The organism is Methanolobus bombayensis (assembly GCF_017873415.1).
Lineage (GTDB): Archaea > Halobacteriota > Methanosarcinia > Methanosarcinales > Methanosarcinaceae > Methanolobus > Methanolobus bombayensis.
On the sequence record NZ_JAGGKD010000020.1, the window covers coordinates 1 to 16,952 of the forward strand.

General features: G+C 42.3%; 17 protein-coding genes. 11 read left to right on the forward strand and 6 right to left on the reverse strand.

Translation table 11 applies throughout. The features are described from left to right. Nucleotides 1–98: 98 nt before the first annotated feature. Nucleotides 99–1,940 (reverse strand): PINc/VapC family ATPase, encoded by a 1,842-nt coding sequence (locus tag J2746_RS13465; RefSeq protein ID WP_209622134.1) that lies wholly within the window; start codon nt 1,938–1,940, stop codon nt 99–101. Between the two features lie 42 nt (nt 1,941–1,982). Beyond that, nucleotides 1,983–2,345, reverse strand: coding sequence for a phosphoribosyl-AMP cyclohydrolase (hisI, locus tag J2746_RS13470; RefSeq protein ID WP_209622137.1), 363 nt, complete (start codon nt 2,343–2,345; stop codon nt 1,983–1,985). Nucleotides 2,346–2,449: 104 nt separating this feature from the next. Here hisI and J2746_RS13475 point away from each other — a divergent pair, with 104 nt between their 5' ends. The 10 genes from J2746_RS13475 (at nt 2,450) to J2746_RS13520 (ending at nt 12,488) form a co-directional block, all read left to right on the forward strand. Then, nucleotides 2,450–3,214 carry an RAD55 family ATPase gene (locus tag J2746_RS13475; RefSeq protein ID WP_209622140.1) on the forward strand — a complete coding sequence of 255 codons (765 nt, stop codon included), beginning with the start codon at nt 2,450–2,452 and terminating at the stop codon, nt 3,212–3,214. Between the two features lie 90 nt (nt 3,215–3,304). Next, complete coding sequence (locus J2746_RS13480) at nt 3,305–4,537, forward strand: hypothetical protein (RefSeq protein WP_209622143.1); 1,233 nt, start codon at nt 3,305–3,307, stop codon at nt 4,535–4,537. A 132-nt stretch (nt 4,538–4,669) separates the two neighbouring features. Beyond that, nucleotides 4,670–4,999: a HesB/IscA family protein gene (locus J2746_RS13485; protein ID WP_209622146.1), complete on the forward strand. Its 330-nt coding sequence runs from the start codon at nt 4,670–4,672 to the stop codon at nt 4,997–4,999. 57 nt (nt 5,000–5,056) lie between these two features. Continuing rightward, nucleotides 5,057–5,407, forward strand: a complete 351-nt coding sequence (locus tag J2746_RS13490; protein WP_209622148.1) for a nascent polypeptide-associated complex protein — start codon at nt 5,057–5,059, stop codon at nt 5,405–5,407. Between the two features lie 387 nt (nt 5,408–5,794). Next, on the forward strand, nt 5,795–7,684 hold the full coding sequence (acs, locus tag J2746_RS13495; protein WP_209622151.1) for an acetate--CoA ligase: 1,890 nt from the start codon (nt 5,795–5,797) through the stop codon (nt 7,682–7,684). An 83-nt stretch (nt 7,685–7,767) separates the two neighbouring features. After that, nucleotides 7,768–8,559 (forward strand): beta/alpha barrel domain-containing protein, encoded by a 792-nt coding sequence (locus J2746_RS13500; protein WP_209622154.1) that lies wholly within the window; start codon nt 7,768–7,770, stop codon nt 8,557–8,559. Between the two features lie 186 nt (nt 8,560–8,745). Next, nucleotides 8,746–9,024 carry a thioredoxin family protein gene (locus J2746_RS13505; RefSeq protein WP_342451850.1) on the forward strand — a complete coding sequence of 93 codons (279 nt, stop codon included), beginning with the start codon at nt 8,746–8,748 and terminating at the stop codon, nt 9,022–9,024. A 108-nt stretch (nt 9,025–9,132) separates the two neighbouring features. Further along, nucleotides 9,133–10,155 carry an MBL fold metallo-hydrolase gene (locus J2746_RS13510; RefSeq protein ID WP_209622162.1) on the forward strand — a complete coding sequence of 341 codons (1,023 nt, stop codon included), beginning with the start codon at nt 9,133–9,135 and terminating at the stop codon, nt 10,153–10,155. Nucleotides 10,156–10,243: 88 nt separating this feature from the next. Then, nucleotides 10,244–10,657 carry an EMC6-like membrane protein gene (locus J2746_RS13515; protein ID WP_245250179.1) on the forward strand — a complete coding sequence of 138 codons (414 nt, stop codon included), beginning with the start codon at nt 10,244–10,246 and terminating at the stop codon, nt 10,655–10,657. A gap of 58 nt (nt 10,658–10,715) precedes the next feature. Then, on the forward strand, nt 10,716–12,488 hold the full coding sequence (locus tag J2746_RS13520; RefSeq protein WP_209622164.1) for a ribosome biogenesis/translation initiation ATPase RLI: 1,773 nt from the start codon (nt 10,716–10,718) through the stop codon (nt 12,486–12,488). Nucleotides 12,489–12,534: 46 nt separating this feature from the next. Here the strand turns inward: J2746_RS13520 and J2746_RS13525 are convergent, their stop codons facing one another. Beyond that, nucleotides 12,535–13,329 (reverse strand): alpha/beta fold hydrolase, encoded by a 795-nt coding sequence (locus tag J2746_RS13525; RefSeq protein ID WP_209622167.1) that lies wholly within the window; start codon nt 13,327–13,329, stop codon nt 12,535–12,537. A gap of 109 nt (nt 13,330–13,438) precedes the next feature. On the opposite strand from J2746_RS13525, the gene J2746_RS13530 reads away from it, so the two are divergent. Continuing rightward, on the forward strand, nt 13,439–14,272 hold the full coding sequence (locus J2746_RS13530; RefSeq protein ID WP_209622170.1) for an AIM24 family protein: 834 nt from the start codon (nt 13,439–13,441) through the stop codon (nt 14,270–14,272). A gap of 64 nt (nt 14,273–14,336) precedes the next feature. Here J2746_RS13530 and J2746_RS13535 read toward each other — a convergent pair whose 3' ends face one another. Genes J2746_RS13535 through J2746_RS13545 form a run of 3 tightly spaced genes read right to left on the reverse strand, consistent with a single transcriptional unit; the run spans nt 14,337 to nt 16,951 of the window. Beyond that, entirely contained in the window at nt 14,337–14,627 is a 291-nt protein-coding gene (locus J2746_RS13535) for a hypothetical protein (RefSeq protein WP_209622173.1), read from the reverse strand. 59 nt (nt 14,628–14,686) lie between these two features. Further along, a complete protein-coding gene (locus J2746_RS13540; protein WP_209622176.1) occupies nt 14,687–15,100 on the reverse strand; it encodes a hypothetical protein in 414 nt (137 codons plus the stop codon). Between the two features lie 27 nt (nt 15,101–15,127). After that, nucleotides 15,128–16,951, reverse strand: coding sequence for a COG1361 family protein (locus tag J2746_RS13545; protein ID WP_209622179.1), 1,824 nt, complete (start codon nt 16,949–16,951; stop codon nt 15,128–15,130). Between the last annotated feature and the right edge of the window lies 1 nt (nt 16,952).

Genomic DNA, 16,952 nt, shown 5'->3' on the forward strand with positions numbered 1-16,952 from the left:
GAAAGGTGATGTTCAATTGGAATTTGTTCAGTTTTAACCATAATTTATTATTATAGGTTATAAGTAATAAAAGTTTGGTTAGTAACTATAATATATCTTCAGATTTCCTTCACCCACAAAACTTCTCCTTCCTGCAGGGCATACAAAATATCCTGTGCAACCTCTGAGTCTGCTCTCACCTTGATATCTCCATGTCTGCCAACAGTTGCAGAGAACAGGAATCCTTCTCCTGCATAGACTTCAACATCTCTTGTTGCAGCTTCGGGAACATTGAGTATCACATGCTTTTTAGTACGCTCGACTATTGGGTGATGTTCCTTCTTTTCACGGGGTCTGCGTTCTTCACCATCCTCGAACTTTCGTACATCAATGTGGATGCCCAATGACCTTTCAATTTCATCAATGGTCTTCCCGCCTTTGCCTATAACCCTTGGAAGGTCCTTATCCCTTACACGAACAAATGCACGGTTATCTGAGACCATTTCCACCTCTATCGGACCCTTGGCGTAGTTACTGATGTAATCCTGCACTTCTCCTTCAGCCAGTTTCCAGGAAGGACTCCTTTGTTCTTCCTTTCCAAGCGGCATGACAACAACCTGCTCACCGTAGGTGTAGATTTCAAACTCGCTTTTTCCGGTCTCAAGATCAGATATAAGAATAACCGGTCTTGCAAGGTCTGCTTCCATCATTCCGGCAGGAACCTTCACAGTGAACTCAAGCACCTGAACTTTTGCTATCTCTCCTTTGTCGATGAAGATAACCGTGTCAACAACCTGTGGAATCACTCCAAGCTCCACCCTGCCGATAAGTCTCTGGATGGCATCAACTGCACGGTTTGCATGGACAACTCCTATCATACCCACACCTGCAAGTCTCATGTCTGCAAAGGTCTCGAAGTCTTTTGTCTTGCGCACCTCGTCATATATAGTATAGTCTGGACGCACAAGCAGCAATACATCTGCGGTATTTTCCAGACTGCCATCAAGAGGTGCGTATTGCGTGATCTCTCCCGGAACCTGCAGGTCACGTGGTGATTCCATGGTCTTGACCACAAATCCCTTTTCCTTCAGGTAGATCGCAACACCTGCTGCAAATGTAGATTTTCCTGCACCAGGTGGTCCGGAGATGAGAATTCCTCTCTGGGTTCTTATCCTGTCCTTAAGTACATCACTCAGGCGATATTCTTCTAGTGAGACCGATGCCACAGGTCTTACAATTGTGATCTCCACATCGTCAGAGAAAGGCGGTGTGGAAATAGCTATTCTCATATTCCTTATCTGGAGTACCGTTGCACCACTGAATGACATCTCTGTGAATGATTCAAGGTCAGAGCGTGCCCTGTCAAGCAATTCCCTTGAGATATTTTTCAGTTCCTGGTATGTACATGGCTCATCCCTGATCTTCATGTATTGTACGTTTCCAATGGAACCTCTTTTTGCCATTGGAGGTACCTTATGTTTCAGGTGCACCGACATTGTGTCAGGTGTAAAGAACTCATCAATAAGAAGTGGTCCGAACTCTTCCATCGGGGGTTTAACAAAATCAGTGTCAAGTCCCTTTGCTTTTGCAACAAGAGACTGGACCCTGTCTCCGGTAACGAATTTAGCATTAAGCTCAACTGCTGTTTCCCTGATAAGGGCATCAATCTCTCCACCCTTTGCAAGTTTAACCTGGTCAGAATTAGGTCTGACACCTGTGAAAAATAATTCTATATCGCCATTTTCAGCGAATCTCTGCAGCTCCTGAATCTCTTCAAGACCCTTATATCCGATCTCAAGTCCCCTGTTTGCCTGGGCTTCAAGCTCTGCCATAACAGCTTCAGGCACGTGAACATCTATGTCCTTCAATCCTTCGTCAATTATCCTTTTTGAAAGGATGCCGTCAATCACGGCACTGGTATCAGGAACGATTATTTGTCTTTTTTGTGAACTCTCTTCCATAATTAGGAATAGCTTTTGCTTCTATAATATTATATTGATTAATCAGTAGACATTTTCCGGATCGAAAATCTTCTCACCGATCTCTTTCCCTTCAATTGTCCTGTAAAAGCATGATCTGAATCCTGTGTGGCAGGCTCCGCCTGTCTGCTCGACCAGCATCAGAATAGCATCCATGTCGCAATCAATGCGTATCTCCACGATTTTCTGGATGTGACCTGAACTTTCTCCTTTCTTCCAGAGACTTTGTCTGCTGCGGCTCCAGTAATGTGCGATACCGGTCTCAATTGTTCTCTCAAGGGCTTCCCGGTTCATGAAAGCGCACATCAGAACTTCTTTTGTATCATTGTCCTGTGCAATGGCCTGGATGAGACCATTGTCATATTTAAGATCATCGAGATTTATCATATGCACCACTAATTGCTATATACTATAAAATACTATTATCTATCTGTATTAATATAATTGTTCAAAAATTAATTATGAATGTGTTTATTATCAGGGGTCAGACAATGGATTATAGTTTTGATGGTACAGGTGGATTCAGAATCCCTACAGGAATAGCCGGACTGGATGTGCAGCTAGGAGGAGGGGTTCCTCCGGGAACAACTATTCTGGTTCTTGCAGAACCGGGAGCAAACTCCGAGATGTTTGCCCAGCAGTTTGTGTATGGTGGTCTTCTGAATAATGAAGATGTCTTCTATTTTACTTCGGAGCACCCTGCTCAGGAAATCATTGATGAGATGGAAGAGATGAAATGGGATGTGGAAAAATATGTAGAGGATGAGAGTCTTAAATTTGTGGACGCATATCTTCCAAGATTCTACAGTGTTCTTCCAAAAGAGTTCACAAGTGATCTTTCGGCTAAGGATTTCCTCAAAAAGGGAATTGATTCCATGGGTCTTCTCAAGGCTACAGTAAAGCAGCCAAGAAACCAGAAATATCGTGGTGTTGTGGATTCAATCTCCTATTTCCTGCGTGCTTATAATCTGAACACCGTGGTGGAAGTAATTGAAATGATATCTTCCATAGGCAAAGCCACAGGGGCCATTCATCTCATATTAATGACGGCTGGCATGCATGACTCTGTAACAGAGAACACGTTACGCCACATCTGTGACGGAGTAGTGGAATTCAGGATAAAGGAACGTGGAAGCGAGATCGAGCGAACGATCATGATACGCAAGATGCGCGGAATGCTGGTTCCTAATAGAACAATATCCTATATGGTGACAAATAAGGGAATTGAGCTTGAGACAACTACTCGTGTACTCTGATCGAGGCCCGTTTTCGGGTCTTTTTTTACCTTTACTTTTTTATTCACAGAAAGCTATTTTACTTAATCGGCAAAATGGATAATGATCATAATGAAACAGGAACTAGTGCGAATATTGAGGGATATTTTCATATCATCGGGCTACGACATGTCCGATTCTTTTAGATATGACATGGTTGCCGAAAAGAACGGCATAAAGACATTTATTAAACTCTCTTACAATCCCGATCTTGATGATATTAAGGATTTTGAAAGCCAGCTGACAGAAGGCCAGGGTCTTTACATCATGGCAGGTGAAGTGAGTGACACATTCTTACTTCAGGCACTTAATTGCGGTTTGTCTGTGTGGACACGTGATGATCTGGCTGCACAGATCGGGAGGGCTATCCTTGCAGATATGGAAGGATCCACCACAGAGCTTGAACTTCTGGAACCATCTGCAAAGAAAGCTGCCCTTAACAGTGTTGACGAAGTTGCAAAAGATGCTATAGATGCTATATTTGGTACTGGTTCCTCACCTCATGTAGAAACCAGTGCACTTGAAGAATCTCTGGCATCACGTCCTCCAAGACCGCCTGTTATTCCAGAAGAAACTCCGACTGAAGTGCAATATTATCGTCCCCGTGCTGAAGCTCCCGCCTCAGAACCAGCAATAGAACCCTCTTTTGTATCTGAGACATTTGAAGGACCGGAAGCTAAATCTGAAACAGAGTTCCTTTCAGGATATACTCCTTCTACGACAGGTTCACCTTCTGATGACCCGGTCATCATGAGCTTACACTCTTCTCCTGTTAATATTTCGGTAGATAGGGCATATTCAATAGCTGCTCCGCATATACGCGGAGCAAATGCAGCAATGCTTAAATTTGTTCCATTCTGGAAATTTGATTATTCTCTGGGTGTAGAGCACCGTTATCGCTCAAAAATAATTGATATCTCCGGAGATGGATCCGGCTATATCAATGCTCTTAATGGTAACAAGGAAGAAATGGATCTTGAAAACATCCAGAAGACTGTTGCAGTTCCGAATGTGGAATACGATGTAAAGATGCCTGTTACAACCGAGGAAGAAGCAACTGACAAACTGCTTAATGACATTGTTGAGGAATATACCCGTGACCTGCGTTTTGATGATATGCAGGGAGATGCCATTATTTCCGAACATAAAAGGTTTAAACCAGCACTTTCAGATATTGACCTAAAGGTAGAACTTGTGTATGTCCCGGTCTGGGAGGTAAAGGGCCAGAGGAATTCCGTGGAAATAAATGCTTCAAACGGTGAGGTTTTGCGGAATCCTGTGGATGACGATGTTGAATTTGTCTGAATCTCGCAATCTTCCTGATACATGCACGAAAGTTCGTACATGTACGAATAACTTATATATCAATAACACATATAAGGGATTACCCGGTTAGTCACCTTGCATTAAATTTAGACAAATAATGAGGAATCAATAATGGTAGAAGTAACTGACAATGCAGCAGTTGAATTAAAATCACTGCTTGAAGAACAGGATAAACAGGGTCTCGCTCTCAGAGTTTTCGTTGCAGGAATGAGCTGCTGCGGTGTGCAGTATGGAATGTCCCTTGAAGACAATATCAGTGAAGAACACGATGTAGTTATAGAGGATAAAGGTCTTAAGATCGTAATGAACAAGGATGATGCAGACGGCCTTGCAGAAGCAAAGATCGACTACGTTGACGGTCCATCCGGAAAAGGCTTCATCATCGACAACCAGAACGGTGGCGGCTGCAATACATCGTCATGTGGCGGCGGTTGCTGCTAAGTAACTTTTTAATAGAATAAACTAATTGGGTTATTTATTCATATTAAAGGTGATTAAATGTTTCCGGGAATAGGTGGCAGGGGCATGAACCCTGCAAAAGTTAAACAGATGATGAAACAGATGGGTATTAACATCACTGAGATCGATGATGTTGAACAGGTCATTATAAGAACAGCAGATAAGGACATTGTTTTTAACGATGCAAATGTTTCAATAATGAACGCCCAGGGTGTGGATACCTATCAGGTAGTTGGTACTCCGGAAGAGGTCGCCAGGGAATTAGAGATACCCGATGATGATGTGAGAATGGTTGCCGAGCAGGCCGGTGTTTCAGAGGAACAGGCACGAGAAGCTTTGAAAAATGCAAACGGTGACCTTGCAGAAGCAATTCTGGCACTCTCATCATAATTCTTTTTCTCTTTTTATTATTTTATTTTGTCAGGAGTTTATTCTCTCTGAGATTCATTTATCATGTCATGTTGGCATTTTGACGGTGACAGTTGTTATTATATTTCTCATATCTTTTCATATGAATCTCCATGGTTGTGTTATGTGGTATGTTTATAGGGACCAAAATAAGTATATACTATTATCATGATTATAAATGATAGTTGAGGAGTCTTTATATTGCTCCTTCAATGCGGTCCTTTTCATGTCCCGGGATTCTGTATGGAATCTTTGTTTGTTTTTCAAAATGACATGAGACGGTTGCTCTGCAGGTATTGGTTCAAGACCTTGAGATAAATCAGGGTCATAAAAGAAACATAATGATTATTAGTTATGAATGGAGTGAACATGTCTGAAAATTTTGATGTCAAATTGGACGGGAAAAGCTATCTTCCTGATCCTTCCGTAAAAGAAAATTCATGGATAGGCGATTATGAAACTGTTTATAATGAATTCCTTAAAGACCCTGAAAAACACTGGGAAAACGTTGCTGAAGAACTTGAGTGGTTCGAGAAATGGGATAAGGTCAGAGAATGGAATCATCCATATGCAAAATGGTTTACCAATGGTAAAATGAATATCACTCACAACTGTCTTGACAGGCACGTGATGAATGGTAAGAGGAACAAGGTAGCTATTATCTGGGTAGGCGATGATGGCAAGGAAGAGATCCTTACATACCGTCAGCTCTACCGCGAGGTCATGAGGTTTGCAAACGGTCTCAAGTCCCTTGGAGTAGAGAAAGGTGACAGGGTTTGTATCTACATGCCTTTCGTTCCTGAACAGATAATTGCAATGCTTGCATGTGCACGTATCGGTGCTGTACACAGTGTTGTATTTGGTGGATTCGGTGCTAATGCGCTCCACTCCAGAATCAAGGACGCACAGGCAAAGATAGTCATTACTGCCGATGCAAGTCTCAGACGTGGAAAGAGGATCGACCTTAAGACACTTGTAGATGAGGCTGTTGTTAATGCTTCCAGCGTAGAGAAGATCGTTGTTCTCAGGAGAATGACCCCGCAGATGGAGCTTTTTTCTGAGATAGAGGTCGATTTCTATGAGATCATGGAAGATGTCGAGAAGGAATGTGAACCTGAGGTAATGGATTCCGAGGATCCGTTGTTCATTCTCTACACCAGCGGTACAACAGGTCCTGCAAAGGGAATTGTACATGCCTGTGGTGGTTACATGGTCGGTACATATTATACTACAAAGAATATGTTCGACATCAAAGAGAGCGATGTCATGTGGTGTACCGCAGACCCGGGATGGATCACAGGCCACAGTTACATTGTATATGGTCCGCTCTCAATGGGTGCGACTATCCTGATATCCGAGACAACTCCTGATTATCCCGACCCTGGTGTCTGGTGGGGTATGATAGAAGAGTTCGATGTTACGATCTTCTACACCGCACCTACTGCTATCAGAATGTTCATGAGAATGGGTGAGGAGTGGCCTGAAAAGTACAACCTCAGTTCACTGAGAATACTGGGTTCGGTCGGTGAACCTCTCAATCCGGAGGCGTTTGAATGGTATTATCGTGTAATCGGTAAGAAAAAGTGTCCGATCCTTGATACATGGTGGCAGACCGAGACCGGAATGCACATGCTCACAACCGCTATCGGTGAGCCGATGAAGCCTGGCTTTGCAGGTCGTCCGGTTCCGGGTATCGTTGCAGATGTCGTTGATGAGAATGGAGAACCGGTTCCAGCCGGAACAGGTGGTTTCCTTGTTATTAAGGAACCATGGCCTTGCATGATGAGAACGGTTTACAACAACGATGAGAGATATCGCCAGTACTGGAGCACTGTTGGAAACTACTACGCAGCAGGTGATCTTGCTGTAAAGGATGAGGACGGCTACATTATGATCCTCGGACGTTCCGATGATGTCCTGATCGTTGCCGGTCACAACATCGGTAGTGCAGAAGTTGAAAGTGCCCTCGTTTCCCATGAAGCTGTTGCAGAAGCAGCAGTTATCGGAAAACCCGACCCGCTTAAGGGAGATTCCATCAAGGCTTTCATCATTCTACGCATGGGCTACAATGCCAGCGATAAACTCAAACTGGAACTTGTCTACCACGTCAGGATGAACCTCGGTCCGATAGCAATTCCATCAGAGATCGAGTTCGTGGAATCCCTGCCAAAGACCCGAAGCGGAAAAATTATGAGACGTCTCCTCAAGGCTCAGGAACTTGGCCAGGACCCCGGAGACATTTCCACACTGGAGGACTGATTCCTCCTTTTATTTTCTTTTTAGTTTTTCAAAATAGCAATAGTTATGAATCATACATTACTATTAATGAGTCAGGTGACAAAATGATAGACTTTTTTGACCTTTACCTTGCAGAAGATTGCCCATACGGAGACGAAACTACCGAATTCCTTGAGATAGGGGGCAATGGCCGGATTCGTATAAAATCAAGGGAACATGGTGTTGCTGCATGTATGGATGACCTTGCGGCTTTCTACAGGAAAAATGGTCTTGAAGTCGTGAACATGGTTCCAGATGGGAATGAGTTCAACCCGAACGATGTTATTTTTGAAGCTCAGGGTGACCTGCCAACCATTTTCAAACTCTGGAGAATATCACAGACATTCCTTTCAATGGTCTGTGCCATTGCATCAAAAACACGCTTTGCTGTTGAGCTTGCAAGAAAATCAAATCCTGATATAATGGTGGCAACAAGCCGCAAGACACATCCTGGATTCAGGAAATATGAGCTTAAGGCAGTAAAAATAGGTGGAGGTGACCATCACCGCAATTCCCTTAGTGATTCTATTCTTGTCACACAGAACCACCTTGATGTCATGGAAAAGCAGGTAAATCTCAGGGCAATGCGTAAGATCGAGATCGAGCCAAGAACCAGGGAAGAAGCTCTGGAAGCTGCTCCGGTGGCAGACATACTTTTACTTGACCATTACAGCCCGGAAGAGCTGGAAACTTTCGTACCGGAACTGAGGGCACTGAATGCACATCTTGAGATCGCTGTCGGTGGTATTGACCTTCAAATGGTCTCTGATTATGCAAAACATGTGGACTTTATAGTCACTACTGCTCCTTATTATGCAAAACCTCTTGATCTGACTTCCAAGATCAGAAGAATGTAATTATATGCTAGACGGAAGTCTTATATAGAATTGCTCACATGGTTGTGTATACAACGTGCATCACCGTTCAAAAGGGACATATAATTTGCTGGGACAAATTAATAGTAGGAAAAGTCATTCCTATTAATGATGCATTCTTGTATCGATAAGTAAAAATAATTTATTCATCGACTATACAACAAAGAGGTGTATTATATGAGCAAAGTAGAACTTTTAGATTTCAGTGCAACCTGGTGCGGACCATGTAAGATGCAGAAGCCTCATCTTGAAAAGGTTGAAGCTGAACTTGCAGGTCAGATTGATGTTAAGGTCGTTGATGTAGACCAGAACCAGAGCCTTGCAGCACAATATGGTATTCAGGCAGTACCTACACTTATCATTCTCAAAGACGGAGAAGTGGCAAAGCGCTTTACAGGCCTTACCACCTCAGGAATCCTCCTTGAGGAACTTAAAAAGGTGCTTTAAGCACCTGAATTTTGTTTTTTATTCTTGTTTTTAGCCAATTCATAACATCCTGTTTTCATCTGTTTTTGAAAAAGCGTAAATAGCTTAAGCTCATTCCAGTTTCGAGGGATGCAGAAATTGAAAGAACTGGTTGAGCTTGGTGTAATGATTTTCAGGGAGAAGAATTCCCGCGGTTCGTTCAAACCACATCTTTCTATTAAGTTCAGATCAACCGAAGGAAAACTTGTAACTTTTTCTATTGATACAACCCGTACTCCTGCAAAATACCAGCAACCTGATGCTTATCTTATCACCCATGCACATTCTGACCATCATGGCAAATCCGCAATGCTTTCTGACCTTTCAGTCTGCTCTGAAAAGACTGCTCTTGCACTTGAGATCCGCCATGACCGTAAATATGCAGGCAGGACATTCAAGGTTGGAGAAACCATTGAGGTCAGCGGCGTAAAAATCCACTCATTCCCGAATTTCCATACAGTAGGTTCTGTAGCGTTCATGTGGGAAAATGAACTTGGAACACGCATACTTGTCACAGGTGACGTGAAAGATGCCTCCATGCTTCCTGAATGTGATCTCCTGATAACCGAAGCAAACTACGGTGATCCAGGTGACACAACCTGCTTCTTTGATGATGACCTGGAAGGTTTTGAGAACGCTTTCAGGGACAATCCTTCAATTGCTTTTGGAGCCTATGCATTCGGCAAAGCCCAGAGAGCTGTGGAATTGCTGAGGGGTTTTGGTTATGATGGTATCATTGAAATGGATGAAAAATCACTTCCACTTACACGTACTCTTCTTGAAGGTGCTGGAGAACTTGAATATCTGGGGAATTGCTGCGGTGACAGTATAAGTATTGTACCACCCTGGGACCTGGACAAACTCCCCTCCGATATATCCAAGTTCGTAATGACAGGACGCAGTGATTATCGCTATCCTTCAATCCAGATAAGCGACCATCTTGATGCACGGGGACTTGTTGATATGGTGGAAAAAATCAATCCTGAGTTTACGGTTGTCTATCATCCTAACGGCCATCGTCCCGGAAGATTTGCAAAACATCTCGATTCGATCGGTTTTAATGCACTTTCCATTGATAAGATCGAGAATGTACTGAGCAATGAATTTGTATGAAGTTCTCCCTTTTAGGATAAACATTTATATAAGTACTTGATTTTATAGTACCCAGACTATCCAAGTTGTACCAGGAGATCAGATCAATTTGTCAAAATCATCCAATAAAAAGCCGTCAGTGACTAAAAGTGAAGCAAAGTCCACTGATGATGCAAAACCAGCTCCTACTAAACCTCGATCCGGAAGGTCACAGTTCAAAATGAGAACGCCGGAGGAAAAGAGGCAGGCTCATAAGGAGGGAATCATCAAAACGGCAGTTGCCTCTATCGTAGGTATAGCAGCAGGTATAATTGCCTATTTGCAGCTTGGTGTAGGTGATGACCCTACAATCAAATGGTATGTTATAATGATGTTCATAGTAGGTATCTCCTTCTATGTAATGAAATTCACATTCCCTATATTCAAGATCAAACCGAAAGAGTTTGGCTTTAAGGACTGGTTCTATGTTGAGTTCATAGTTATTGACTTTTGTCTTGTGACATGGACATTGCTTCTGAATTGATCTTCTATTTTTGTCTTTATCACTTTATTTAACTAACTTTTACTAACAGGGATCTTACATGCGAATTGCCATATTGAACAAGGACAGATGTCAGCCAAGACGTTGCAGTCACGAGTGTGAAAAATACTGTCCCCGTGTGAGAACGGGTGACGAGACCATCATCTTCGGAGAGGATGGAAAACCGATAATATCCGAAGAAATGTGTGTTGGTTGTGGTATCTGTATCCACAAATGTCCCTTTGAAGCTATAATGATCATTGGTCTTCCTGAAGCACTTAATGAGCCAACGCACAGGTATGGTCCGAATGGATTTGCCCTGTATGGCCTGCCGGTTCCCCAGGTTGGAAAAGTAACTGGTATTCTTGGTCCGAATGGTATAGGTAAAAGTACCGCAGTGCAGATTCTTTCAGGCACGTTGGTTCCTAATTTTTCAGAGGAGAATGGTAATTGGGAAAGAGTTCTTGAGCACTATGCAGGAACAGCTCTTTATGATTATTTCAGTGACGTAGTTGACGGGAACATCAAAGTTTCACAGAAACCCCAGTATGTGGACATGATCCCAAAGGCTTTCAAAGGCAAAACAAGTGAACTTCTCGATAAGACTGATGAAAGAGGTATGCTCCCTGAACTTGTTGAGCGCCTGAACCTTTCACATGTAATGGACCGCAAGATCACAGAGCTTAGTGGCGGTGAACTCCAGAGGGTTGCCATCGCAGCCTGTGCTGCCAAAGATGCAGATTTCTACTTCTTTGACGAGATTAGTCCGTATCTCGATATCTATCAGCGTATCAATTCAGCCAAGCTTATTCAGGAAATGGCAGAAGATAAAGCTGTACTTGTTGTTGAACACGACCTTGCTATACTTGACATGCTTGCGGATGTTGTCCATGTAGCATACGGTGAACCCGGTGGTTATGGTGTCATCACTCATCCAAAGGGTGTTCGCATCGCAATCAACCAGTATCTAAAAGGCTATCTTCCTGAAGAGAATGTACGTGTCCGCCCTGAAACAATTAAGTTCGAGGTTCATCCTCCAAGGGTTGAGACCGATGTCAATACTCTTGTTGACTACGATGCATTCTCCAAAAAGTACGGTGAAGGATTCTCACTTTCAACAGATGGCGGTTCACTGAAAGAAGGTGAAGTTCTGGGAATAGTAGGTCCCAATGGTATCGGTAAATCCACATTTGTCAAGATACTTGCAGGTGAGGTCGAACCTGATGAAGGGGAACTTGACCTCGATATTAAAATAGCATACAAGCCGCAGTACATCAAGGCAGATACTCCGATACCTGTACAAAATTTCCTGCGTGGCATCTCTAACAAGTTTGACAGCAGTTATTTCCAGACAGAGATTGCAAAGCCATTGAACATTGAACGATTATATGAACGCATGGTTACAGAGCTCAGTGGTGGTGAACTCCAGAGAGTTGCCATTGCAGCATGTCTCTGTCAGGATGCTGACATGTATATTCTTGACGAGCCAAGTGCCCATCTTGATGTAGAACAGCGTTCCATGGCAACAAAGGTCATCAAGAGATTCGCAGAGAACAACAGTAAGACCGCAATGGTCGTTGACCACGATATATATATGATCGATATGCTCAGCGAGCGTCTCATAGTCTTTGAAGGTGAACCTGCGGTATATGGTAAGGCGCATGTGCCTTCCAGCATGCAGGATGGTATGAATAAGTTCCTGGCAAATCTGGATATCACATTCAGGCGTGATGAAGATACTTCCCGTCCAAGAGTAAACAAAAAGGATTCAAGACTTGACAGGGAACAGAAATCCAAGGGCGAATATTATTATCACAATGTTGCTGATGAATGATTGTTCATCAGAATCTCTTTTCTTTACTTCCTCAAAATGCACTGATTCAATCCAGCTCTTCTTCCAGTGCTTGATAAAACTCTTCGGAAGCATATCTTTCAAGCCATGGATAATGCCCGCAGTTCTCAAGCAGTATGAACCTGAAGTTTTCCATTATTTGTGAGAGAGGTTCCCTCACACCTTCGTATGGATGCGGGTCATAGTCTCCATGTATGGCAATTACCGGACAATGGATTTCTTTTCCCATTCTCAGGAGCTTTTTCGATCTCCTGAGATAGTCGGCTTCTTCCCATACTCTTTTGTTGAGATTATAGCAATCATGGCAATGTTCCGGATTGATCTTCCACATGGATTCCATATCAAAGGAATCAGCATAGGACATCAGTTTTCCGAATCTGGCAAAAACATTATTCTTGTTGCGTACAGCAGGATCGTTCATGCTTGTACTCAGATGCAGATATTCCTGTCTCCCACTTTCACCAAGTCTTTCCAGTCTGGTGCTCATGATAAACCTGGAGTAATGTTCTTCGAATGGTCCGCTGGAGACAAGAATGAGCTTTTTTACATATTTTGGATAGCGGGAGGTAAACATAAAAGCCAGCCATGCACCCCATGAATGTCCTATCAATGTCAACGGCATATTTGCATGTTTTTTAAGCATCGCTTTTAGTTCATTGATCTGTCCTTCGATGCTCATGGCAGTCTGCAATGGTTCCAGTACGCCATGTTTATGTGAAAGTTGTTTTGCCAGTTCAGTCACAGTTCCGGGAGCACCGGGCCCACCATGAATAACTGCAATTTCATAGGGTTCATGTCCGTGTTTCATTGGGTTAGAATGCATTTTGTAATCCTACAGTTAAGATATATTTATATGCTATGCATTTATATATTAATTCCCAAAAGCAAAGTTAATTTACCTTGGTACATTTTCTCACCTGGATGTGGTATTAATGGCGGAAAGTAAATTCTATAACAACATCAACATTCTTGACAGTGTCGACAAGGGCAATTTCAAAGCCGAGATCATAGAGTATAAATCTCTTGAAGGAAGCAAGGATCCTTCGCTTGCAAGGAACCTTTACTATGTACAACAAGCAGGAATGACCCTTAAACAGGTAAAGGTCACATTGAATAATAGCGGAGTAATAGTAGAGCCAGGAGCTCTTTATTTCCAGAAAGGCAACATCTCATGTGACGCAAATATAGGTGGTGTTGGCGGACTTGCAAAAAAGATGCTAAAGAACAAACTCACAAATGAGTCTGCTTTCAATCCTCTTTACAAGGGCAGTGGTGAGATCTTCCTTGAACCAAGTTTCAGTCATTTTATCATTGTAAATCTTGAAAATGGTTCTATAATTGTGGATAAGGGTATCTTCTACTGTTCCGAATCAACTCTTGAAGTAGGAGTAGCCTCCCAGAAGAACATTTCTGCAGGTCTTTTTGGCGGAGAAGGATGGTTCCAGACAAAAATAAGCGGAACAGGTACATGCATACTGGAAAGTCCGGTTCCTATGTGTGAGATACTGAAATACAACCTTGATAATGAACGTCTTCAGGTTGATGGTAATTTTGCTCTTCTGAGATCAGATTCCGTAAAGTTCAGTGTTGAAAGGTCAGGAAAGGGAATTGCAGGTAAGCTTACATCCGGGGAAGGTCTTCTTCAGACATTCGAAGGAACAGGTGCCGTATGGCTCGCACCAACCCAACCGGTCTATAATTCTATTACAGCAGGTACTGTTTCATCGCTTGCTGCAGCACCATATAACAGGAACAATCCCGCATAAAAGGAGCAGATTGCTCCTCTTTATTTTTTAGAATCTTTTCATCCGGTTCTTGTGACTTTAATTTTCATACTGCTTCTTCCCCTTTGCTGAAACTTCTGGCATAGCTGTAAGCCTGATATATATTGTACAACCAGAATGCAATGAATATAAGTATCGGAACCATCAGGTAAAATGTAATTATGAGTATAAAGGCCAGCACAAAATAAAATGACCCTCTGCCAAAATCACCGTTATACATCTGCCCCAGTCCTGGATAAACCGCAGAATACAGTCCGGCTTTCCATGGAACTGGCTTGAAATGTTCGTCCGGGTTTATTGTTTCATGATTATTTTGTATCTTTTCTTCCTCATCCATACAGACTCCCCACTAATCTATACTAAAGATGCACTTTTTGCATAACAGCTTTATCCCGCTTATTTTTGCCTGTTTAGGATTCTTTTGGCTTTTCCTATGGCATCGTACACAATCTTATCTAATCCTGCGGAAATACTGGTTTTATTGCTGCCATCAGGATTTTTCTTCATCTTCATTCCTTTACCAAGATACCAGGTAAGGAATTCTGTGTACAGGATCACTCCTATTAGTGTGGACCAGAGCATCAGCAATATGTGAAAGTTATTTACAGGCACAAGTCCGTTTGCCAGTGACATCTGCTCGACGGAAAGAAAAGCTATTGATATGTCCGGTATCATCAGAATGAATATCAGTGGTACTACAATTAAAATAATAAGTGCAAGTCTGGATGACATATTGATAAGGACAAAGAGCACTACAATGGCGAATAAAGCAAAAAGCATTGATGACCCTATAAACGCTGCAATGTTCATACTCTTTTCCTGATAAATATTTTGACATTACTTATATACTCTGGATATAAATAAATATGCAAAGGTCGGGACGATAGCTATAATGCAGAACAGGGTTGCAAATGAGGAGAGAAGGAATCCGGCTGCTTCGGTCTTTGTGATCTCCGGGTCGGCAATCTGCTTATTATCTGAATATGAGGCTGAGGCATCAACCTGATTATAGGTTTCCTCGTAAGCTTCCTCTTCTATTTCTGTAATTTCATCATCAATAAAAAGGAAAAGCTGATCAGAAACCACACTATCTTTTTTCCCTTTTTCGTCTGAAAGACTAACTTCAGTCTCAGGCAGGTAATATTCTCCTGACGTTTCAGCCTTTACTGTGTATGTGAACTCCCGTGCCTTGCCTGCTACCAATCTTCCTTCCCATTCATTTTCACCATTCACATAACTGAGCCCATCAGGTATAGTCTCTCTGAATGATATGTCTATATCTCTGTCTCCATCGTTTGTGATTTTGAGGCTAATGTCAATTACTTCCCCTACAAGCATGTAGCTGGAACTTAATTCTTTCTGCAGAACGACTTTGGAACCACTTACATGGAATGTTCCTTCTATCTGATTGGATTGCATTTTGTAGGTTTCCCCGTTATCTTTCCAGACAATGGTGGCGGGTTCAAAGGTAAAATCTCCGGGTTCGGTGGAAGAAGCGAAATATTGTATGGATTTTGTTTCTCCTGCACCAATTACCATTGGCCATTCAGTGCTGTCAATATCATCTGGTATGAATTCTGATGGCAGAACATCGCTAACTGTAACTGCAGTCTGGAAACCTGCCATGTTAGCAACTGTAATATTTACCTGGAAATATTGTTCCGTTCCAAATTCCGGATCTTCAGACGACTTGTCTCTGGATCTTACTTCCTTCTCAATGGAAATATATGAATTGACAGTTGCTTCAGTGTCCATCTCATTATTGTACTCATTGCCTCTGTAATCGTAGCCTTCAACACTGTTGTGGATCGTAATATTTCTGCTTGTGGGTTTAACATCAGGTTTCACACGTATCTGGAACTTTTTCTTTTTCTCCGGATCCAGTATTGAATGTTGCTGTGTTACAAGTTCTACATCACCATCAGCACATTCAGTGGTCAATATTATCCCATGTAATGGTATGGTTCCGTTATTTGTCACGATAAGTTCGTATTCCACATATTCGTTAGGCTCATAACTTTCCTGGAGATTTCCAATTTCCATTTTGATCTGAGGAGCACCGGGCTTCAGCGTTTCAATAAAAACTTCCTGTGTATTCTTATTGATATACACTATATTGATCATGAAATCATCTGAGAACTTTTCGTAATCCCCGCTGCTATACGTTCTTTCATAATCTTCTTCCTCCAGCCGCACAGTTACCTGTGCCACTCCTTCATTTATCCCGTTGAGTGTTATGCGGTAATCATCCTCTGACAGCGAGTCTCCGGTTTTGAACGATGTCTTCGGGATGTCAGTGATCCACACAAGTTCAGATTTATGCTTGTATATATTAAGAGATATTTTTCCATCTTCTATGGAATCTACCTGGACCTTAAGTTCCCCGTCATAGGTGTGTTCATTGTTTACTCCTGTATCAACCTCAAATGCCTGCATAAAGACGGAATTACTGTATATCAGCAGAGTTGCAGTGGATGTACTACTTTCATTGATATCGTTCACTTTAACTGTATATCCTTCAAGGTATGCTCTTTCACTTGTTCCAAGTTCAAATGAACCCTGAAAAATCCATATGTCCTCTTCTCTTACAGCGGTGGAACTAGCAGGATCTATAAAAGCTATCAGTACAATAGTCAATAAAAGAAGCTTGTACATTTGCATT